The following is a 22,386-nucleotide window of genomic DNA, read 5'->3' on the forward strand; positions in this document are numbered from 1 at the left end:
CCTACGGAGTTGATGCGCCTACTAGCATACCGTTACCCCACCTGCACATTACCTTACGTAAAGTTGGAGTATGATTACGCCCGCGGACATGGCGCGCATGCTTGCACATAGCGCCGACTCTGCGGATATCCATGCCCGCGGCCAGCAGGGGCTGGACCACCTGGTGGAGACTGTAAGCGAACGTCTGGATCCGCAGGTCCGCGAGCGCATACAGACCGAGGATGACGCTCCCACACCTGCCCTCATGCCCCGGCATAAGCATGCCTCAGGACCTTCAACCTTTGCCTCTCTGGATGCCCAGGAGCTGCCGGTGGTGCGCGAGTATTCGGCAGGCGGACTGATCTTCGACCGGCATGACCGGGTGGCCATCATCGCCCGGCACTCCCGCTCGGGCCACCTGGAATGGTGCCTGCCCAAGGGGCATATCGAGAAGGGGGAAACACCCGAGCAGACGGCGGTGCGCGAGGTCCACGAGGAGACGGGGATACTGGGTAGGGTGACCGACTCCATCGCCACCATCGACTACTGGTTCACCGGAACCAACCAGCGGGTACACAAGCTGGTTCATCATTTCGTCCTGCGGATGATCGGCGGATCCCTGAGCGTGGAGGGTGACCCCGACCATGAGGCCGAAGATGCCATCTGGGTGGACTTCTCCGACCTGACCTCGGTGCTCAGTTACCCCAATGAGCGTAAAATAGCCTGGCTCTACGCGAGGAAGTACAAAAAACAGCCATGATCCAGACCCCCCTGCGCCCGGGCGGGCGCACCAGCCAGCACACTCATGCCTTCAATCGATGGGCCCGGCGGGCCCGGATCCTGCTGGTGACCGTCCTTCTGCTGGCCTTGGTGATGGTTCCCTGGCAGCCAGCGCCAGCCCTGGCAGCCAGCGATCATCAGAGCTCGGCCGAGGTGGCCCTGCGCTGGTCCACGCCAGTGGTGACCGACAAGTCCGGCTACGCCCTGCGCGCTGCGGTGACCAACACCGCCAACCAGCCCATGGAGAATGCCCATCTGAGCGTATCCACCAGCGCCCTTTACTCCTTCAGCTCCCGGGCCGACATGCAGGCCTGGTCCGAAGGCCACGCCCGCATCCCCACCCCGGATGTGCTGGGTACACAGGCAGTACCGACAATCCCGACCGGGCAGAGCACCGAGGTTGCCGTCAACGTACCGGCTGATCAAGACGCGATCAAGAAAATGACCAGCTGGGGGCCCAAGCCCGTCCGGCTCTCTTTGAGCGACGATCAGGGTCGGGTCCTGGGCGACGTGTTCACCTTTCTGACCCGGACCTGGGATGGCCTGCCCACCGCAGGCACCCCCGCCCTGTCCCTGACCATGGTTCTGCCGCTGACCTCCTCGGACTGGAACATTGACGACAAGGCCATGACGGCGCTGATGACCCAGTCCAGTGCCGAATCCGAGTCAGGCCCAGGCAACGATAAAAACCGGAGCGTGACACTGACCCGCCAGGGGGCCCGCCGCCAGGAGGACCAGAGCCAGCTGCTGTCCAAGCACGGGTCCCTGCAGGCACTGGGCGACCCGGTCTATCTATCCGCATTCACCAACCGTCCCCAGATCCAAGGGCTGATTCAGCCGGCCGACTTCGACATCACCGGGTATGCATCCCAGAATCAGGACCGTTATGCCCAGGCCGGAGTCACCCCCGAGTCCTGGAGTGCCCAGACCGCGGCCAAGCTCTATGCTGACGCAGCGCCTGGCATATACGCCTGGCAGGGCCGACAGGAGTGGACCATGGAGTCCATCACCGCCGCCCGCCGTGCCGGCTATCAGACGGTCATCGCCCCCCAGGGCTTCGAAGTCGGCGCCGGCACCTCCGCCCACACCGGCAAGTACACCATCGAAACCAGGGCCGGAAATGTAACCGTCCTGTCGGCCCAGCGCGAGCTCAGCAACCTGGCCAAGGGCCACCCCAGCTCCACACGCGCCACCGGTGAGCAGACCCAGGCCGGGCAGACGGCGCGCTTCATAGCTCAGAGCGCCTTCTACCAGATGGAGCAGCCCTACGCCGAACGCTCCCTCCTGGTCTGCTTCGACGCCGATGAGGACACCCAGCAGGCGGACCGGATCATGACCGAACTGGAGCATGCTCCATGGATCAGCCTTAAGTCCATGGACGACCTGATGCAGGCGCCCGACTTCACAGGTGGGTCGTCAGGTCTGCTCAAGGCCCTGGAGCCCGGCAGCGCAAAGGGCAACGCCAAACATGGCGATGGCCCGACAGGCACCCTGGACTCCCTGATCGCCAGCCGGGCTGACATCGACCGATTCGCCACCTCCATCCTGGCTGACGACAAGCAGGATTCCCAACCCACCGCCAGCGCCTCGGCAGGCAAGACCGACAGCCAGGCCCTGGCCCGCCAGGATGCCGACACCACCGCCCGCCAGCCCAAGGATCCGCATCAGTGGCTGAGCCAGCTGACCGCCGCCCACGACGACCTGGCCCTGAAGTCCCTGGGGGGAACCGCAGCCGCCTCTGGACTGGCCGATCAGGCCGAGGCCATATCCCGACGGCTCCTGGACGGGATCAGCATCACGCCCAGCGAGTCATTGAACGTCGTCAGCGAGACGGCCTCCATGCCCGTCACCGTCAGCAACAGCCACCCCTATCCTGTCCACGCCCGCATCAGCGCCCGAACCGACTCCATGGAGATCGTCACCTCGCGCATGGCGGAGGCGGTCATTCCCGCCCGCTCCGAGGCTCAGGTAACCTTCAAGGTCAGGGTGGCGGCAGCCGGTAGAGCCAACGTGGACATCGGCCTGCTGGACAGCCAGGGCCGTCCATTCGGCCAGGTGCGTCGTGCTCAGATCACCAGTAATCTGCGACTGAGCGACATGAGCGGCCTGATTATCATTGTCATCGCCGTGCTCCTGGGACTCCTGGGGCTCTGGCGGCAGTTCCACCGTACGAAGGACCCGGACGAATGAGTTCCGTAGGGCGCAATTCCGCCATCATGGCCACGGGCACCGCGGCCTCCCGCGTAACCGGGCAGATCCGCACCATCCTGCTGGCAGCCGCCATAGGCACCACCGGGATCGCGGCCGATGCCTATCAGACCGGTGCCATGATCCCTCAGGTCATGTTCACCCTAATCTCGGGCGGCATCTTCAACGCCGTCCTGGTCCCGCAGATCGTGCGCACCCTCAAGGAGCGGGACGCGGCAGACCGGCTGAACAAGCTGATCACGGTCGCCATGGTCCTCCTGGCCCTGCTGACCCTACTGCTGATGCTGGGCACCCCGGTGCTGACCACCATCTATCTGAACTCCAAGTGGAACCCGGCACAGCGGGCCCTGGCCAACTCCTTTACCCTCTGGTGCATGCCACAGGTCTTCTTCTACGGGCTCTACACGGTCCTGGGGCAGATCCTGGCAGCCAAGGGCCGGTTCACCGCATACGCCTGGAGCTCGGTGGGCGCCAACGTTATCAGCTGCCTGGGCTTCCTGGCCTTCATCTTCCTGTTCGGCAACGCCCGCAATCAGCCGGTCGGCTTCTGGGACAACGGCAAGGTGGCCCTGACCGCCGGGGCCTGGACCCTTGGAGTGGCCTTCCAGGCGCTGGTCCTCTTCATCCCCCTGATCATGAGCGGCTTCCGCTATCGTCCCCGCTGGGGCCTGCGTGGAATCGGCCTGCGATCCATGGGCTCAGTGGCGGCCTGGAGCATGTGCGTGGTCATCATCAACCAGCTGGCCAACGTGGTCAATGCCCGCATCAACAACGGTGCACCCCTGGAGGGCAACCCATTCGACATCGCCGGCAACGGCTCCTATCAGAACGCCTACACCATCTTCATCCTGCCCTACTCGCTGGTGGCCGTCTCGGTCAGCACGGCCCTCTTCCCCAAGCTGTCCAAGGCAGTTTCCGACGGCCGCATCGGGGATGCCCGCAATGATCTGAGCCAGGCCCTGCGCAATGTGGGACTGGTCATGTTCTTCTTCGCCGCAGTCCTCCTGGCCATTCCGGTGCCCATCACCCGAGCCCTGCTGCCCTCGGTAAGCGTGCACGAGTCCGTCCTTATATCAGGACCGCTGATAACGCTTTCCCTGGGGCTGGTTCCCACGAGCGCCTTCCTGCTCATTCAGCGCACCTTCTACGCCTTCGAGGATGGCCGGCATCCCTTCATCTTCGCGGCCGTCTCCAACACCATTCAGGTGGCAGTGCTTCTGGTATCCATACGCCTGTTGCCTCCCCGTTACTGGGCGGCGATGGTAGGGCTGAGCCTGTCCCTGAGCAGCCTCCTCAGCTTCCCTGTCCTGGCTCACATGCTGCGCAGCCCCTTCCAGGGAAACCTGGACGAGCGGCGGATTCTTATCACCTACGCCAAGGCCTTCCTGGCTGCGGGATTGGCCCTGGCGGCCGCCCTGACGGTCAAAACCCCGGTGACCCACCTGGTCGGCGCCTGGATTCAGGGTCGGCAGGGTCACATGAGCTGGGTGCAGGCGCTCTTCATCTGCGTGGTCATCACCCTGTTGACGGCGGTCATCTATGTCGTGACCCTGGTAGCCCTGCGCACTGAGGAATTCATCCAGCTCCTGGTCGATCTGGCCCGTCGGCTGGGCAGGACAGCCCGGCACCCCGTCCGCAGCCTGGACGCACTGCAGGAGCGACCCTCCCGGCTGGCCGACCGCTCGGTCAGGGTGGTGCACTCCTCCTCCCCCGACTCCGCTCTGCCCGGCATGGACGCAGCGCTGGAGAACTTCGAGGAGGCCCGCGAATCCGACGCTGATGGAGAATCCGCGATAGCCGGACCTCCACCGGCTCCCCCGACCCCGCAACCCGTTAGGATTGTACCTAAGAACAGCAAGGTCCACCACGGTGTCGCCGACTACAGGCGGCGCCCCACTTCTGATGAGAGCTCGGCAACCATGAACGCGCATATCGGAGACACCATCCTCGGCAGATACACCCTGGTCACCCTGCTCCGCCGCGCGAACGGTCTGAGCGCCTGGCGGGCCAAGGACAAGGTCCTGGACAGGGATTGCCAGCTCTTCATCGCGGGGGATTCCACCTGCATGGACCGGATCAACATCAACGCCTCAAGCCTGGCACTGAGCAAGGATCGCCGTTTCACCCCGGTCTATCAGCTGCACACTCGTGACAAGGTCTCCCTGATCGTCACCGCCCCCGATGCCGGCATGTCCCTGAGGGACTACATGCACGGACCCGCCGGGGGAACGCTCAGCGACCGGGCCATCGGCACCATCATGGGCGAGGTCACCGAAGCCATGCGCACCCTGCATGCCGCAGGCATGGTCGACTATGCGGTCTCCACGAGCACCATCAGGCTGGCCCCGGCCTCGATCACCCTGGCCGATGCACCCATATCGCCCATGCTTGAGCACCCATCGGCCTCGACTGAGACGGGACTGACGGACGAGGAGTATGCCATACGCGAGCTGGCAGGCGTGCTCTATGCCATGCTGACGCGCCGACCCGACCAGGACGGACGGCGGCCCAGCCTGCAGGAGCTGCCCAAGCAGACCCCGGAAGAGTTCAAAATCATCTGCATGCGTGGGCTGGGCCTGACGAACGAGCAGGGGGCCGTGCCGGTTCCACTGGTCACCCTGGCGGAGCTCTCGGCCCTGCTCAGCCCCTGGATCCCGCCCGAAGAGCTGACCGACAGCGATCTGATCTGGCCCGAGCTGGACGGCCGCGCCTCCATCGAGTCCGTCGCCCTGCGTCCGGTGGACCCCAAGAACGTACTCCCGCTTCCCGAGGGGCTGACCTCTTCAGACCTGCCTGCCGCGCAGACCGTATCCCACCGTGAGCCGCACTGGAAGACCAACCAACTGCTCTTCCCCGGCCGCAGCGAGATTGAAATGCTCAATCCGGAGGATACGGATACCGACCTCTTCTCGCTCTTTGACGAACGCCAGCGGCTGCGCTCGCTGAACAGCTCCTCCCGCAAGACCGCAGCCATGGACGTGAGCGCACTCAGGGCGACAGCGGCCAGGCCCGCAGCCGTGTATGAAGAAGAGTCCAAGGCTGTGACCGGGCGAATGCCGACCGTCAAAGACGATCAGCGTAAACCGTCCGAGGCTCTCAGCGGCAACGGCGTGACTGCCAACAATCCCGTGGAGCGAGGCTTCTCCCAATGGGACTTCCACAAGTCCAGCGGCGAGGAGAACGGTGCGGCGGTCGGCAGCAACCAGGCCACCAAGGCAACATCCAACATGAGCGCTCCACATGGCAACGTCGATTCGCGTGCGCGCCACTCAGGAACTGCGGCCTCCGAACCTCTTATTGGAGGAGAATCTGCTGCCCGGAATGAACACCATTCTTCCGCCGCTGCTTCTGACAAGACCAAGGCACCTAGCAAGGCCACTGCCCAGTCAGCCCGATCCTCCAAGAACCATGATTTCGATCAGGAGGAGCAGGAAACTACAGTCATGGAGCCGTTGCCCCCCAGCTTCACACCTGAAATCCACTCCATGCCCATGCCGGTGACTTACTCGGTACTTCCCGACGATGAGCAGGACAAGGATCTGGACGACGAGGCCGATATGGCTGACACTCGCCTGTTCGGCCGCTTCACGACTCGCTCAGTAGTCATCGCCATAGCAACCGTAATCGTTGTGGTAGCCCTGGTCTGGGCCCTCTCGACCATTACCGGATCCCGATCCAAGGTCGGTAAAAGTGAGGGCGGCTGGCCTGTCATGTCCAACGTGCCCTTCCCCGGCAAGACCAATGAGAGCGAGGAAGCAACTCCTTCCAGCAATGCCGACGGCAATGACCAAGCTCAGGCCGATGCCGACAAGGTCAGCCACGCTGACAAGGAGGCCGGGAAGGTTCCCGATCCGCCCAAGCCCAAGAACACCACGGCCTATCGGACGAGTCGCCAGATCTTCCTCAATAAGCCTGCCGGTTTGCAGGGCTATGGATGGTATATGCACCTGACCCAGCCGGAAGAGGTCTCCCGCCTGACCATCGTCGCGCCTCAGAGCGGTGGCCATGCCCAGGTCTACGCGAATTCCACGGCGGCTCAGCCCAACCAGGGACAACCGCTGGCCGACTTCAGCTTCGATGCCTCGGGAACCACCCAGGTCACCCTGCGCGAACCGGTGACGACTCAGGACCTGGTCGTCTGGGTGCCCATGGACGGCATGCCGGGAAACACCCTGCGCTTCACTTCCGTCCAGGCCTTCTGAGCATGGCTGTGGGTCGACGGCGGCGGAGGCCAGTCATCCCGACGTCGACCCACAGACCATCCATCGAGCGCAATTGCCTGCAAGTCCCATGGACCCCTTCGGCCAGACATGACTGCCTACCCATCCATATACCGATACTATGGGTGTACCGAAATGGTAATGTGTTGGATTTTTCCTCCTACATAGCGCCCGCAGGTAATACAGTTTCCTTAGACAACGGCGGCAGGAAGGCGGAAGTCAGTTATGGCGGATGATCCCAATATTGCGTCCAAGGTCATCAAGAACGATCCTTGGTATAGCTCCTATGCAACACGAGCCGAGCAGATGCGCGCCTCTGAGATTCGCGCCCTCTTCGCCGTGGCCAATCGGCCCGAGGTGGTCTCCCTGGCGGGCGGCATGCCCTACTTGGGCCGGATGCCTTTCGATAAACTGGCCGACCAGCTTGGCGACATGCTACGGAGCAAGGGCCAGGTGGCCTGGCAGTATGGGTCGGCACAGGGCGATCCCCACCTGCGCGAAGACGTGCTGCCCATTATGGAACTGGAAGGCATCAAGGACGTCCAGCCGGATGACGTGGTCATCGTCAACGGTTCCCAGTCGGGACTGGACCTGATTACCAGGATCATGTGCGACCCCGGCGACGTAGTGCTGGCTGAGGCACCCAACTATGTGGGCGCCCTGGGCGTCTTCCAATCCTTCCAGGTCGATGTGGTCAATGTGGCCATGGACGGCGACGGGCTGATTCCTGAGGCTCTGGAAGAGACCATTCTGGAGCAGCGCCGCCAGGGCAAGGCGGTCAAGTTCCTTTACACCGTGCCCAACTTCCACAATCCTGCCGGTGCCACCATGAGCGTGGAGCGGCGGCCGCGAGTCATCGAGATCGCCAGAAAATACCATGTGCTTATTGTCGAGGACAATCCTTACGGGCTGCTGGCCTTCAACGGCCAGACCTATCCTGCCCTGCGCTCTTACGACTCCGAGGGCATTGTCTACCTGAGCAGCTTCTCCAAAATCATCGCCCCGGGCATGCGCGTGGCCTGGATGGTTGCGCCTCCCGGCATCCGACAGAAGTTGGTTCTGGCCAACGAGTCAGCCATCCTTTGTCCCTCCAACATGAGCCAGATGACCATCACCACTTATCTGGACAACTTCGACTGGAAATCGCAGATCAACGATTATCGAGGAATGTACAAGGAACGCTGCGATGCCATGGATGAGGCTTTGAAGGAGTACCTGCCCTACTGTTCGTGGCTCAAGCCCAAGGGCGGCTTCTACATCTGGCTGAAGATACCCCAGGGGCTCAACGCCAAGGACATGCTGCCCAGGGCGATCACCGCCAAGGTGGCTTACGTGTCCGGCACAGCCTTCTACGACAATGGGGAGGGGGCGGACCATATGCGTCTGTCCTTCTGTTACCCCACCCCAGATCGGATCCGAGAGGGAATACGCAGACTGTCCACGGTCATCGAGAACGAACTCGCCACCGTCCGGCTGTTCGAGCCCGACAGCGGCAAGGAAAGGGGCTGAATCATGGCGGCCAAGCACAGCAAGACACCACGGCAGCAGACCGGTGGCAAAACCCCGGCAACCGGCAAAGCCAAAGCAACCGCGAGCGCGACGACGACCACAGTCGCCAGCCCGGATACCACCGCGGCCAACAATGCGTCCATGGCTACTGGCGAACCGGCCAAAAGAGCCAGGAGGACCTCGCATCGCTCCACTCGTGAGGCCACGCCGTTCACCATGGACGATGTCCTCTCCCTGGCGAGCAAGGCCACCAAGCGTGCTGATAAGTCACTCTTGGTCATCTGTGGTGGCCTCAGCCATGAGCGCGATGTCTCCATCAGCTCGGGGCATCGAGTCCAGGGATTCCTTGAGGAGGCCGGATGGACGGTCCATGTCCACGACATGGATGGCTCGCTTCTGCCTTACCTGACCGACGAGTCGACCCGTCCTGATTTGGTCTGGCCTCTGCTGCACGGTGCCAATGGTGAGGATGGCTCCATCCGTGATGTCTTGGAGATGGCTGAATTGCCTTACATCGGTTCCCGGGCCAAGGCCTCCCGGACCGCCTGGAGCAAGCCCATCGCCAAGAACGTTGTCCGCATGGCCGGATTGCACACTCCGCATTCCGTGACCTTGCCCGAATCCATGTTCCGCGAGCTGGGAGTCGAGCCTGTCATTGATATGCTCCTAGGTTCGCTGGGACTCCCGCTCTTCATCAAGCCCACCATGGGCGGCTCAGCCATGGGTTGCACCATGGTGACGGAACAGAGCCAGCTCACTCAGGCCTTGATCAACTGCTTTGCCTACGGTGATGTGGCCCTAATCGAACAGGCTGTCACGGGCACTGAAGTCTCAGTCTCCATCCTCGAGTTTGACGGACATCCCCTGGTTCTGCCACCGCTCGAAATCTGGACCCCTTCAGGCACCTACGACTTCGAGGCTCGCTCCACACCTGGCCCGACGGAGTTCTATGTTCCAGCTCGACTGGATGCCAAGACCACACAGGCTGTGAGCGATGCTGCACTGACCGCCCATCGGGCTCTGGGGCTCCGCGACATCTCGCGCACCGACTTCATCGTTGATGCCCAAGGACAGCCGCAATTCCTGGAATCCAACGTAGCGCCTGGCATGACGGACACCTCGCTTCTGCCGCAATCAGCCTTGGCTGCGGGCTACAACCTACCAGAGCTATACACTGCATTGGTTCAATCAGTTTTGAATCAAAAGCGAACCGACTGAAGCTTCAAGGCCTGTCTAGTTCTGCCTATCATTCGGTTGTCCTGAACACGGTCCGCCTGATGCATAACGCGCAAATTTGCACGCCATGCATCAGGCGGACTTGCAATATACGTAGCGTACAAATGCATGTAGAACAGATAGTGCGCAGGGCGGGCACCCTCATACATATGCACTAACAGGTTGACACAGTATGGACTAACAGTTTGTAATCATTAAAACCCATACTCTATTCTGCGTTCATTATTCTCACCATCATTTTTCTCTGGCAATCAAATGTCAGTCGTTCACCATTCACCACCCCACCGTTGGTTATTTCCCTCCCTTTATGCGTTAAGCTCGACTCACCGCTCACCCTATGCGCTCCACTTCCCCTTTACTCCCCCGCTTTTCCTTTCCTGCTCAGCCAATGCCAACATTGAGCCAAAGGTATGTTCAATCTGCTCCCGGGTTTTGTATTGTTGACAAGACTAACGTGCAAAAGCAACGCAGTCTAATAAATTGCCGATGCCAGAATGGCTGGTCACTCTCTAGGACTCAACTCACAATAGACAGCTGTATTGCTCCATACCCATGCATGCAATTGTGGTCGGTATCGAATGTTTCACGTGAAACATTCTGGCGTGGACAACTTACTTCATCGACTCCAGCGAGAGTCCCACACGGTATAGCGCCTAAGATTGACACCAAATCCTGCCTGTTAAAGGCATGAGTCGAATAAAGATATGGGACGAATGAAGACGAATACGACCTTCCTGGGATCGCAATCGCCACGAGTCCTGCATTAATCAGCACAGGATGCTTTAGCCAAATGTTTGTCAAGCAGACGTTACTGCATATATAGATATATAGGCATCGCCGCTTTTGTATCTTCGAGAATCGAACACCTCTCTACTTAACAATCAAGAACTCCGAGCGAGAGCTGAGATCGCACCAGTAAATTGCCGTTCTGTCACCGGCAATGCTCCACAAGTTCAATGGCCCCAATTCGTTGATCCTCATCGTCGAGAGCACAATCTTCCCATCAGAATTAATCCATCGTGTCATATTGGTTATTGCTTACGCTGTTTGTTCACGTGCCCACTGCAAAGCTCATCGATAAACACCCATATATACCCCGCCAGTCAGAGGTTACACATATATACACATGTCCAAGCGCATCCGTGCTTTTTGAAAGACTATGCTTTCGTAAGATCGAACTAACAGCTGAAACTGCGCCCACCGTGTTTGAAGCGTTTGCGTTACGGCCTGGCAAGATATGTCTTACTTGTCTCTGCTGCTTTCCTCGCCCTCTTTCAATGTGCGTGAAGAACTTTCACTGGGTCCCTCCTGAGTTGAGGGTGCATACCGGCCGGCAGTCCTGGCAGTCGCATCTTCATCAGCCTCAAGGCTTTTGTCTGTTATCGAAGAGTCAGCGTCTAAGTCGTCGTCATTCTCATCAGGATTTGGAGGATTCCAAAACCGCCAGCTATGCCAGCTGTCATCCTCGCTTCTATCCTCTGTTTGGTGGGTGGGGTGCTCCCGCAGCAACCGATCAACTCGGAGCATAAACCAGATCAGCACCAGAATCGTCCCAATATTGGTTACGATGGCCACTATCACGGTTTTCTCCATGGTTCAAGGATAGCCCGCTCCTGCCAGAACCCAACTGACTGTGGAATAACAAGCGCTCTTTTCGCCCACCGCGTGTGACCCAGTCATCCTAAATGGATACAGTAGCGTTATGAAGCAAACTGTTCATGATGCCATTGTTATAGGGTCCGGACCCGCAGGATACACCGCCGCCATTTATCTTGGCAGAGCCGGATATGCTCCACTTGTTATTGCTGGAGCACTAACGCCCGGCGGTCAGCTTATGAACACGACGGAAGTAGAGAACTTCCCAGGATTCCCTAAAGCAGTGCTCGGTCCCGATCTGATGGATCAGATGCGCGATCAGGCCGAACATTTTGGTGCTCAGATCGAATACGATGATGTCGTCTCAGTCGACTTGAACGGAGATGTTAAGCGGATCACTACCGACGGAGGCCAAGAATACCAAGCCCGATCCGTCGTCATCACCACTGGTTCGCAATATCGAAAATTGGATATTCCTGGCGAGCGCGAGTTCTCAGGACGAGGAGTATCCTACTGCGCAACATGCGACGGCTTCTTCTTTAAGGATAAGCCAATCGTGGTTGTTGGCGGCGGTGACTCTGCTATGGGTGACGCGGACTTCCTGACCCGTTTCGGCTCTTCTGTCACACTGATCCATCGTCGCCAAGGCTTCCGCGCTTCAAAAATTATGGTGGACCGCGCCAAAGGTAATGACAAGATCAACTTCCTTCTCGATTCGGTCGTCACACGGATCAACGGCGACGATAGTGGCGTTACCTCCTTGGATGTGCGCAATACAGCCACTGACCAGCAGACCACCATTCCGGCTAACGGAGTCTTCGTCGCCATCGGATTCACCCCCCAGACTGCTTTCCTCAATGGCCAAGTTGACCTGGATCAGGACGGATATATCCTGGTCGAGGGTGGGTCAACGAAGACTTCTGTACCTGGAGTCTTTGCCGCTGGTGATGTCACCGACAAGATTTATCGTCAGGCCATTTCTGCTGCTGGCATGGGCTGCCGTGCTGCCCTAGACGCTCAGGAATATCTTACAAGCTTGGATAACCGATAAGGGTTGGTACGCCCCCGCAAACAAGAATTCACGTGCCTGGCAGTTTACAATTGCCAGGCACTTCGTTTATCGATTACGTGCAGCTGCCTATGAGGTTTCCTTTAGTTCTTCATTGACCGCGACCGGGTATCCTACTCAAGAAACAAACAACAAGTCGTAAAACTACTCCAATCGTCCCCGCTGACATCAAAATCACTCTCCGCTGAGACGGCATACCTCAACTGGTCCTCCCCCCATAGCCACATCGATAACTCTACAAACTTCACCTGCTGAAGGTTATCAACTCCTTGTTGGGCAAGGGCCATCCTCCATCAGAAACCGGTTACTGGCTATAAGGACTTAACTAACCAACGGACACATACCTAAGCAACTTTCGATAATGCCCAACCAGCCAATCAGTCAACGACTCACTGTATATCTCACCATTGAACATACTCATCCGTTTATCGACAGCTGTGCGCTTGAGATACCAAACATTTGAGATACTGACCCACCCAGAAGTAGTCAGCTGGCACAATAACCAGGATGATCTTTCAGCAGGTTGTCACAATCCATAGCCAACCAGCAATATGCGGATTTCACACAACCATTCAGTACAGGCATCTGAGATCTTTGAATGGTACGTGCTCGTAACTGCCACATCATTCCGATACTAAGACAAAAACAGCGATTGCTATCAACTCAGACAAATCAGACTGAGCTTGAAGCAATCGCTTGCCTTATCGAGGGATTTAGTTGAGCAACACTTTCAGTCGCATTTTAAGAATAGGAGCACCGTATGTGATCAAACCCAGCCTTGATCGTCCGAATGACTGTGATTATTTGCGGATGGATTCTTCTCCAAGAGAATGGCAACGATTCGGTCCATGTCTTCAGGCGAAGAAAATACTATTTCTATTTTCCCATGCTTTTTAGTGCCCTTAATAGCCACCTTGGTATCAAAATGACTTTCCAGATCCTGGCGCACAGGACTATCCGCCCAGGCGTTTACCCTAGGCTTTTTTGCTTTCTTCTTCGCCTGCCCTGTCTGCAACGCGACAAGTTCCTCGGTAGACCTTACCGACAAACCTTCAGCAATGATCTTGTCTGCCAGGGCAGCCATGGACTTTTCATCCGGCAAGGTAAGCAAGGCGCGGGCATGCCCAGCCGACAACACACCTGAGCTAACTTTTTTCTGCACACTTGGGGGCAACTTCAACAACCGAAGTGTGTTGGTGATCTGAGGTCTGGACTTAGAAATCGACTTAGACAAACCGTCCTGAGTCAAGCCGAACTCGTCAATCATTTGCTGATAAGCGGCTGCTTCTTCCAGCGGGTTAAGAGCTACTCTATGGAGATTCTCGAGCAAGGCATCTCGCAACATGGTGTCATCGCTCGTTGTTTTCACAATTGCCGGTATTGTATCCAGGCCAGCCAATCGAGTAGCTCGCCAACGACGCTCACCCATTATGATTTCATAATGAGTTGTTTGCGGCTGATTCGATTGTTTCTCATCTGTCTTAACGTCAGATGCTGTGAATTTACTTTCCGCACTGCCAACTGAGGTTGTTTTATCCTCAATTGTTCTTGGACGGTCTGCAAGAGTTGATCTTCGCACCACTATGGGCTGCAATACACCAACTTCTTTGATGGAGCGGGACAACTCCAAGAGTTCGTCTTCATCGAAGATTTGCCGTGGTTGCTGTGCGTTGGGCCTAATATCGTCCACACGCACCTCGGCCAAGTACCCACCTTGGACGGGTTCCAACTCCTCTTGGCTATTGCCCTCCGACTTATTTGTTTTGTTACCACTGCGAACAGCACCTGCTTGATTAACGCTTTGTCGAGTCCCATTTGCCTGACTGTCGACGCCCTCGCTCGATTCCATCGTGGACGATGTTTCACGTGAAACATTTGTCGTTGTAGGTCCAAAGAATAGATCACTTGGGTGTTCTAGGCTGCTGATGGACGGGACAGACCGACGCTTGGTAGTCCTCTTCGAAGTGGGTGTTTCACGTGAAACATTCTCGCTGAGAGACTCGGAAATGCTTACACGCTTTTGTCCCGTGGCGGCACGTTTGCGACCGCTCTTAGAAGAAGTTGTCGTAGCCGCTAGTTGAGAGCTTGCACGACCCGAATGCGTAGTACCGTGCTCTTTTTTGACTCCGTCTTTTTCTGAAGAGTCCGTCATCGGGCGCTGTTTTCTGTCCGATCCCGTAGCCAAGCCTTGAGATGTGGGCTGCTTGTTGTCTGAATTCAGTCCCTTGTTATCTTGTGGCCGACTTTTGTCAGTATTGGTTTCGTCATCTTCACCTGGCAGGGCGGGAAATAGAGCCCCCAAGCCCTTGCCCAACCGTGAACGGCTTGTCATGTCCTCACTCCCCCTGTCTTCTATTGGCAATATGTTCCAGCACTTGCTCGGACCTCTGAGCGATTTCTAACGCTGCCTCTTCATAAGCGATAGCACCAGCCCCTTTAGGATCGTAGGTGACGACGCTTTGCCGGAAGCTGGGAGCTTCAGAGATTTTGACTGAGCGCGGGATGGTCGTATTAAGTACTATCTCCGGATAATGCGCCTTGACTTGATCGAACACTTCTTTGCTGAGCAGTGTCCGTCTGTCATACATGGTCAACAACATGGTCGAGATTACCAGATAAGGATTATAGCTCTGCTGAACAAGCCCTATAGTATGCAGCAATTGTTGCAGTCCTTCGAGAGCATAGTATTCAGCTTGCACTGGAATCAATACCTCATTGACTGAACACATGGCATTCAGAACCAGCAGTCCAAGACTAGGTGGGCAATCAACAAGAACATAGTCATAATGCTGATGGCAGACTTTGAGATAGTCGGCAACTGCTTTTTTCATAAGTTGATTGCGGTTGGGCATATCCGCAACTTCGAGCTCAGCCCCACTCAGATCGATAGACGATGGGACGACTTCAAGGTTTGGAAATTCAGGTGAAACCACCTTAACGTCTTCGATCCCGAGACGACCTTCAAGGACATCGTATGTTGATGGTGTCCCGGACTCGTGGGTGACACCCAGTGCAGTAGAAGCGTTGCCTTGCGGATCCATATCGATGACCAAGACACTTTGGTCAAATTCAGCAAACGCACACGCCAAATTAACGGTGGTCGTTGTTTTCCCTACCCCGCCCTTTTGGTTTGCAATGGCAATAAAGCGAGTTTTTGTCGGATGAGGGAATTCAGCCTGGCGTATTGCCTGATAGCGTGCTGATAGATCTGCCAACTCCGCACCGGACACCGAACCGGTCCCGTCAGCGAATATTCGCTTCAGAATATCCGTTGCCGTCTCCATACCTGATGTGTTCGGCGTGGACTGCTCACCGACTTCCGGGGTATTTCTCGAAACGGGTTTCACCTTCTTCGATGCGGTCACGAACCTTCCTCCTTTTGATAACCATTCAATTTTCCCGTCCTCGTTGGACATGTCAGAACGGCCGCCAGTTATGCACCGTCACTGTTCATAACTGTGGATAAGTGTGGATAGCTCTATCAAGGCCTACGCAATCGATTCTTTCCTTAATTCATTAGTTTTGCCTTGTAATTATTGACAATTCTGCCGCTTGGAACATCATGTCATAGTCCACAAACGGTGATGTGGATAAATCAATCACTGGGTCTAAATTGTGCATAACTTAAGAGCAGCGACTCAATAAATTACATACGCCGTTAGTTTAAGCAGCAACATTCATGGTTATAATCAATGATTCCATCCACACATCGGATGGCCACTATAAACACTGCCGGAACTCTAAAATCTCTGGACATTAAACCTTATACAACTGTACAGCGTGAGGTTGTTTCACGTGAAACATCTATATTGGTTTTAATGCATTGTTGCCATGTTAATAGTCAGCTTAAACGGTCGAATCACTCCGTTCTTTCTTTCATCTTCAAAGCCTGTTAGCCTGTAAGCATTAAATAAAGCCTGCTTTAGCGAACCGCACTGAATCTTTAATTTTCAAAGTGGAGTTTAACATTGTTGACCAAGTTTCAACGAGGAGCGGTCAACAGTTTTGTTCAACCTAATTAGATTATTGTTAAAGGACAATCATCTGTACATTCATACATAAAGTATCTATCAATGCTTCGTATAAAAAATTCTGTTTTTGGCCAAATGCTCCAGTAACCCTAATTAGATTTTTGCATTAGATGCTCATTGTTTCACGTGAAACATTACGACCAATCACTACAACGAAATAATGCACTAAGTTCTACTACAAATGAATAAGCTAATGAGCATAGATACCACAAAATCTAAACGTAGCAATAATGTTCTCACATATCACGCTCACGCTTCTATATTTACGCGCATCGGCTTGCTAAGTCATTGTGATCTATTGCAATTCTTATAAATAAAGCTCTCTATCTTTTACAAGCCAAAGCAAATATTAATTTGCATTGTTTCACGTGAAACATTGTTTAGTGGGTCTATCCAAAACCGATGAATACCTCTTGGGCTGCTTCATGTGATTATCGCACTACAACAGACACTACAGGACTGTTTAATGTCGGGGACAGATTCAGAAACTTCTTCGGTACGATTAACTGCTGACTCCCCCAAGCCTCATACATTTGCAGGGACCACCATAACTCTGTGAAGATTGTTGAAAAGAGAATAAAGATTAATTCACAGGTTAAGACACAACCAACAGACTCCCCTGATCTAAAGAAAATATGTATATGAGTTCTATAAACCGAGAATAACTACAAATACCCGGTACGTGAAACAGGTAAACTCATGGATCGGTAAGCAGCGAAGCGACGAGATCTCCTAGTGGTCTGAATGCAACATCAGAAAAATAGCGGTACATCCAATTCCGAGATGATCCTCATACGTCCAGGTCGCTAATGATTGGAGGAGAAAACAGAATGGAATGACACATGCGGCAAAGCAAAAGAGTCGCCATACTGTGCACAATATTCAAGAGATAGGATATCTATATTTCAAAATATATAGCAATATCGAATCAGGCGACTATCATGTATCGTGCCGTCTTAGAGCTGAACATCAAAAAAAAAATGGGAAGCTTCAGACTGAAAATACTGCCATTACAGGCAGTATGGATCACCATAGATCACCAACATACTTACATTGCCTTATGATCTGAGAGTCGACCAATCTCGATTAATTATCGGCCAAGCTGTTGCCTGGAGGAGACGAATTAAATCTAGTTTGACGTAATCGGCGATTCCCAATCAACCATTTATAATGCCCTGTGTTGATTAGTGATAATTTATTATCTTGACTAGGCGATTCTTTTCCACCTGTTAGCAGATCTTAGACACCTAAATCATTCAATAGTTTCAAATCAGTGTTCAGCTTTAGCGTTTGTCCACAAGAACCACGTGAGTATCCTCAAGACCAGGAGCAACTGGAGCTTGGCAAACTCGTGGATTCTCTCCATGACATTTTTTTATCTCTTTAGCAGCCTTATCCAGTTCAGCCTGTGCAGAACGACCCTTAAGAGCAATAAGCTCACCACCCGATCTCAAAAGAGGTAAAGTCCATCCGGCTAGCTTAGTCATGGGCGCTACAGCCCTACATGTCACGACATCGAAAGTCTGAGGAACCGAAGGATTTGAATCGACCTTTGCTAGATCTGCTCTCCCAATTACTCCCCAAGAGTCATGGCCATTTATATCTTGTTTACTGTCACCATTTCCGACTGTAGCCAAAGTTGAAGAATCACCGTGGCCGGATACCGAAACAGGCTGTTCCTCGCTTCTACGACGACCATGGCGGCGATTCTGCGAATCTCTTTTGGTATGCCGCTTCGACGCATGGGATGATTTCGGGGCCAGATCCTCTGCACGCTTGCGAAGCACAACCGCATTAGCCAGGTGCAACTCATCGACAACTTCCTGCAGCCACGTTACACGCCGCTCCATTGGCTCGACCAGGACAACCTGGCATTGCAGAAGGCAAGCTGCCAGTACAATACCTGGGAAGCCTCCACCAGAACCAATATCTGCCACTGTTGCCGCGTGACTATCGGTAGTCAATCGCTCTCGCACGAAAGGGACAATAGCAGCTGAATTGAGTATGTGCCGCTCCCAAATAATGTCTTCGTCGCGAGGGCCAATGATGCCCCTTTCCACACCCTCACGCAGGATCTTGTCGTGGAAACGCTGCATGGGTACCAGAGCATCGCCAAGTACCTGGCTTAAGAGGGGACTATCGTTCAGCTCATCATCCACAACAGCCATTTCAACTCCTCACATTCACATTTGGCGCCCAGTCAATTACAGCCACAGACCACGACAGCGTCTTGCTGTTCCGTATACAGCGAGGTTTCACTCTGCCAGAGCCGAAACCGTCGGATTCCCAAAACTATTACCAAGGTATGGTTTTCAACCGAAAAGAGCGCCGAGAGCCAAATATCAGTATCCTATCGCAAGCGGCATAAGTGCAGTCCCTGATAGAGGATCAACAACCTAGAGCATTGCTAATTAAGCATCATGGTGAACTAACCATCATTATGAGCGAGACAAGACTAAACAGCTGGCAGATGACACGATACACCTGCCAAATAGCACAACAGCCTGAGACAGTAACTGCACCAAACAGTGGACCAATCTAAAAGGCCGACGTCATAAGTACCTCATCGGCCCATAGCCATGAATGGGTCCGCAATCACTCCCTGTCGGCATCATCTGGATCGTCATGAGCCTCGTAATCAGCCGAATCATCGAGCTGATCGGTCTCATCCGCGTCCAACGGGACATCATACCCGACTGCCTCGTCCTCAATATCGTCAGGCAGGTCCTCGTCTTCGCTCTTAGCCTTCAGGTAGACAGTGACGTAACGGTGGGGTTCCTCGCCGTGGGAGCGTGACTTCAGCCCCTCCTCGCGGACCATGTCATGGACGATCTTGCGTTCGAAGGAATTCATAGGCTTCATATTGACAGGTTCGCCGGTCTCACGGACCTCGTCAATCACATCCAGGGCCTGCTCGCGCAGATGTTCCCGCTTGCGCCGCAGGAAACCGTCCACATCCACAATCAGATGGGAGCGCTCCCCTATCTTCTGCTGCACGGCCAGCCGCGTCAGCTGTTGAAGAGCGTCGACTACCTCGCCATCCTTGCCGATCAGATGCCTGATATCCGTGTCGTCGTCAGCCACAATCTGCACGGTCGGACGGTGGTTGCGCACCCCCATCTCGATATCGCCCTCGTAATCGACGATGTCCAGCAACCCCTCCAGATAGTCGGCGGCGACATCCGCCTCCTCATTGAGTTGCTCGATGGTCTTTCCCTGGTCCAGAGACTGAGACATCTATGCTCTCCTTACACGCGTTTACATCCGATTCATAACCTCAGGTCCACTGGATTCCTGGTCGGATTCCTGGTCACCAATCGAGTGTCCAGTATTGAGGATACACGGACGTGATGATTGCAGACTACTCCAGTATCCGCCCGACCGAAAGCCGGGTCATCACGCCAGCCACCACGGCCATTAGCCGCCTCAACGGCCGCGACGCTTGCGGTGGGGCTGAGAACGTTGGTGGGAGACGTTCTTGTTGTTGCGGGCCTCCTCCTCAAGCCGCTTGGCCTCCATCAACTGCTCCTCCTCCAAAGAGGGCAGCCCCTGACGCTTGCGGCGAGCATTCTCACGGTGGTGGTCCCGCTCCTCCTTGCTCTCTGCGGCCGGCGAGCCCGGCGTGGGCATATGGCGGACCTGGAAGAGGGTTCGGCCCAGATTCCAAAGGTTGTTGGTCAGCCAGTAAATCAGCACGGCGAAGGGGAAGTAGATGCCTGAGAAGATGTACATAACCGGGAAGATGAAGGCCATCATCTGCTGCATCTTGTATTGCTGTCCCTGCATGGCCGACCTGGGCATGTTCCGCCGGACGTTGTGGAACTGCGAGTAGAACATGGCCAGGCACATGAGCACAATGAAGACCACGATGACTATGCGGCCCGCACCCTGGGCGGACATGAAGTTGTCAGAAATCCGCAGCCCGAAGAAGGTGGTCTCCTCAAATTCTCGCGCCACCTGTCGGTTGAAGGCTCCCAGGGGCGCCCGCTTGCCCCGGGCGATGAAGGGCACAGCCGAAAGCACATAGAACATGGTCATGAAGACCGGGCCCTGGACCAGCGCGGGCAGACAGGACCCCATGGGGTTGGCATGGTTATCCTGATAGACCTTCATGGTCTCCCGGCTCATGGCCTCTCGGCTGGCCGGATCCTTCTTGTTACGGTACTTGTTCTGGATCTTCATCAGCTTGGGCTGCAGGGCCTGCATCTTTTGCATGGATCGCAACTGCTTGATGAAGAGCGGCAGGACGCACAGGTTGACGACCAGCACCAGCATCACTACCGAGAGCGCCCAGGCCACACCGGGACCCTTATGGAACCCGATCAGGGTCAGGAACTTGTGGCAGTAAGTCATGATGTAGGTCATGAGCCACTCGATCGGGTACAGGATCTTGTAGAAGAAGCCGTATATGCCCGTATCGAAAGTGAAAGTGTCGTTGTTCTGGAACATTGTCAGGCCGTCTCCTTGTCTGGGGCCATGGGGGTCAGCCGGGCCTCCTCATGAGCCTTGGACCACGAGAACCGATAGAAGATGGAAAATCTTTGGGGCACGTCATCGATTCCGCCGTTATTGAGGGGCGTGCACCGCAGTAGCCGCAGAACGACCAGGATGGTTCCACGCAAGGCACCGAACCTCCTCAGGGCAGTCAAAGCATATTGGGAACAGGTCGGGTAGTAACGGCACCTCGGCGGCGACAGAGGCGAGATGTGGCGCTGATACCAGCGGACTGCACCCTGCAGAACCCGGGATGCCAGGCCGCTCATGCCCTGCATCCTTCTGTGGCTTTCTGCTGTTGAATCGGTTGACCCTTGGACTCGGCGATGAGCTGCAGACCTGACTGCCTCTGCGCATCGAGACCGCCGGCAGTCTTTCCAGTCTTGCGCATAAGGTCACGGAAGAGCCTGTCCACCTGCTCCTCCAACTGCTCGTAGGTGGCATTGGCGGCGCTGGGTTTAGCACGCATGACCAAATCGCAGGAGGATGGCAGCAGGTCCTCCTTGGATCCGGCAAGTTGCCTGAATCTGCGCTTGACCTTGTTCCTGGTCACAGCCTTACCCACATTTTTGGATACAGCGAGCCCCATGCGGCGTCTGCCTGCAGGCAGGATGTCATGCCGCCCTTCACGCACAGCCGATGTCACCGGCAGCGGGGTCGCCGTCCGGTCAGATCCGGGTATCAAGTAATGTATGACCAGATCCCTGCTGCTGACCCGATGGCGTCGCCTGAGCACCGCCGTGAACTCCCGGTGGCTCCTCAGCCGCTCCACCTTCTGAAAAGGGATTGGGATCCGATTCAGGCGGAGAGGGTCCGACGACCCTTGGCCCGGCGGCGGTTGATCAGGGCGCGACCGGAGCGGGTGCGCATGCGAGCGCGGAATCCGTGCTTCATGTGACGACGGCGATTGTTGGGCTGGAATGTCCTCTTCATAATTCGTTGCTCCCGTGTGTAGACATACTCGAGTACGGCTCGTTATGAGTCAAGCTATATCACGGTACACATGAGCCGGGACGGAGTCAAACGAGCCCCCACCATCCAGCTGGCGAGAACCGCTCCATACCCTGTGCAAACCCTGTCATAGAGGGAGAAAGAGCATCTTTACTTATCCACAAATTACATTACTGTTATTCACATTCGGCGCAGATACAACACGCTATCCTGTGGATAACCGCGCAAAGTCGGTGTAACAATGGGCTACTGTCTACTTTGAGAGAAGCAGGAAGACCGGGAAATCCGTCGTCGAGAAGAGAGGAGCACACTG

At 55.7% G+C, this 22,386-nt stretch carries 13 protein-coding genes and 2 pseudogenes; 6 read left to right on the forward strand and 9 right to left on the reverse strand.

Going from position 1 to position 22,386, the window contains the following annotated elements; all coding sequences use genetic code 11:
• Positions 1–70: 70 nt before the first annotated feature.
• From ACNAOV_RS08995 to ACNAOV_RS09015, 5 genes are all read left to right on the forward strand, one after another.
• A complete protein-coding gene (locus ACNAOV_RS08995) occupies positions 71–739 on the forward strand; it encodes an NUDIX hydrolase (protein ID WP_045935953.1) in 669 nt (222 codons plus the stop codon).
• Positions 736–2,949: a DUF6049 family protein gene (locus tag ACNAOV_RS09000; RefSeq protein ID WP_416517429.1), complete on the forward strand. Its 2,214-nt coding sequence runs from the start codon at positions 736–738 to the stop codon at positions 2,947–2,949. Before ACNAOV_RS08995 ends, ACNAOV_RS09000 begins: the two co-directional genes overlap by 4 nt.
• Entirely contained in the window at positions 2,946–7,169 is a 4,224-nt protein-coding gene (locus tag ACNAOV_RS09005) for a lipid II flippase MurJ (RefSeq protein ID WP_416517430.1), read from the forward strand. The genes ACNAOV_RS09000 and ACNAOV_RS09005 overlap by 4 nt, the downstream gene beginning before the upstream one ends.
• A gap of 243 nt (positions 7,170–7,412) precedes the next feature.
• Positions 7,413–8,696: a PLP-dependent aminotransferase family protein gene (locus tag ACNAOV_RS09010; RefSeq protein WP_416517431.1), complete on the forward strand. Its 1,284-nt coding sequence runs from the start codon at positions 7,413–7,415 to the stop codon at positions 8,694–8,696.
• A gap of 3 nt (positions 8,697–8,699) precedes the next feature.
• Positions 8,700–9,914, forward strand: a complete 1,215-nt coding sequence (locus ACNAOV_RS09015; protein ID WP_416517432.1) for a D-alanine--D-alanine ligase family protein — start codon at positions 8,700–8,702, stop codon at positions 9,912–9,914.
• A 1,260-nt stretch (positions 9,915–11,174) separates the two neighbouring features.
• On the opposite strand, the gene ACNAOV_RS09020 is transcribed toward ACNAOV_RS09015, so the two are convergent.
• Positions 11,175–11,525, reverse strand: coding sequence for a hypothetical protein (locus ACNAOV_RS09020; protein ID WP_416517433.1), 351 nt, complete (start codon positions 11,523–11,525; stop codon positions 11,175–11,177).
• Between the two features lie 109 nt (positions 11,526–11,634).
• Here ACNAOV_RS09020 and trxB point away from each other — a divergent pair, with 109 nt between their 5' ends.
• Positions 11,635–12,579, forward strand: a complete 945-nt coding sequence (gene trxB, locus ACNAOV_RS09025; protein ID WP_416517434.1) for a thioredoxin-disulfide reductase — start codon at positions 11,635–11,637, stop codon at positions 12,577–12,579.
• A 784-nt stretch (positions 12,580–13,363) separates the two neighbouring features.
• On the opposite strand, the gene ACNAOV_RS09030 is transcribed toward trxB, so the two are convergent.
• From ACNAOV_RS09030 to rpmH, 8 genes and pseudogenes are all read right to left on the reverse strand, one after another.
• Entirely contained in the window at positions 13,364–14,929 is a 1,566-nt protein-coding gene (locus ACNAOV_RS09030) for a ParB/RepB/Spo0J family partition protein (protein WP_416517435.1), read from the reverse strand.
• Between the two features lie 4 nt (positions 14,930–14,933).
• Entirely contained in the window at positions 14,934–15,881 is a 948-nt protein-coding gene (locus ACNAOV_RS09035; protein ID WP_416518200.1) for a ParA family protein, read from the reverse strand.
• 2,030 nt (positions 15,882–17,911) lie between these two features.
• Positions 17,912–18,796, reverse strand: coding sequence for a 16S rRNA (guanine(527)-N(7))-methyltransferase RsmG (locus tag ACNAOV_RS09040; RefSeq protein ID WP_416517436.1), 885 nt, complete (start codon positions 18,794–18,796; stop codon positions 17,912–17,914).
• A gap of 532 nt (positions 18,797–19,328) precedes the next feature.
• Positions 19,329–19,865: pseudogene (locus ACNAOV_RS09045) on the reverse strand (protein jag); the annotation flags it as partial.
• Positions 19,866–20,054: 189 nt separating this feature from the next.
• The gene (yidC, locus tag ACNAOV_RS09050; RefSeq protein WP_045935959.1) at positions 20,055–21,077 is read right to left on the reverse strand and encodes a membrane protein insertase YidC; all 1,023 of its coding nucleotides are present in this window, start codon (positions 21,075–21,077) and stop codon (positions 20,055–20,057) included.
• A gap of 2 nt (positions 21,078–21,079) precedes the next feature.
• The gene (gene yidD, locus ACNAOV_RS09055) at positions 21,080–21,391 is read right to left on the reverse strand and encodes a membrane protein insertion efficiency factor YidD (protein WP_416517437.1); all 312 of its coding nucleotides are present in this window, start codon (positions 21,389–21,391) and stop codon (positions 21,080–21,082) included.
• Between the two features lie 169 nt (positions 21,392–21,560).
• Positions 21,561–21,894 (reverse strand): annotated as a pseudogene (gene rnpA / locus ACNAOV_RS09060) (ribonuclease P protein component); the annotation flags it as partial.
• A 26-nt stretch (positions 21,895–21,920) separates the two neighbouring features.
• Positions 21,921–22,055, reverse strand: coding sequence for a 50S ribosomal protein L34 (rpmH, locus tag ACNAOV_RS09065; RefSeq protein ID WP_015022700.1), 135 nt, complete (start codon positions 22,053–22,055; stop codon positions 21,921–21,923).
• Positions 22,056–22,386 lie beyond the last annotated feature (331 nt).

Origin of the sequence: Bifidobacterium asteroides, assembly GCF_048001765.1 — a bacterium.
Classification (GTDB): Bacteria; Actinomycetota; Actinomycetes; order Actinomycetales; family Bifidobacteriaceae; genus Bombiscardovia; species Bombiscardovia asteroides_K.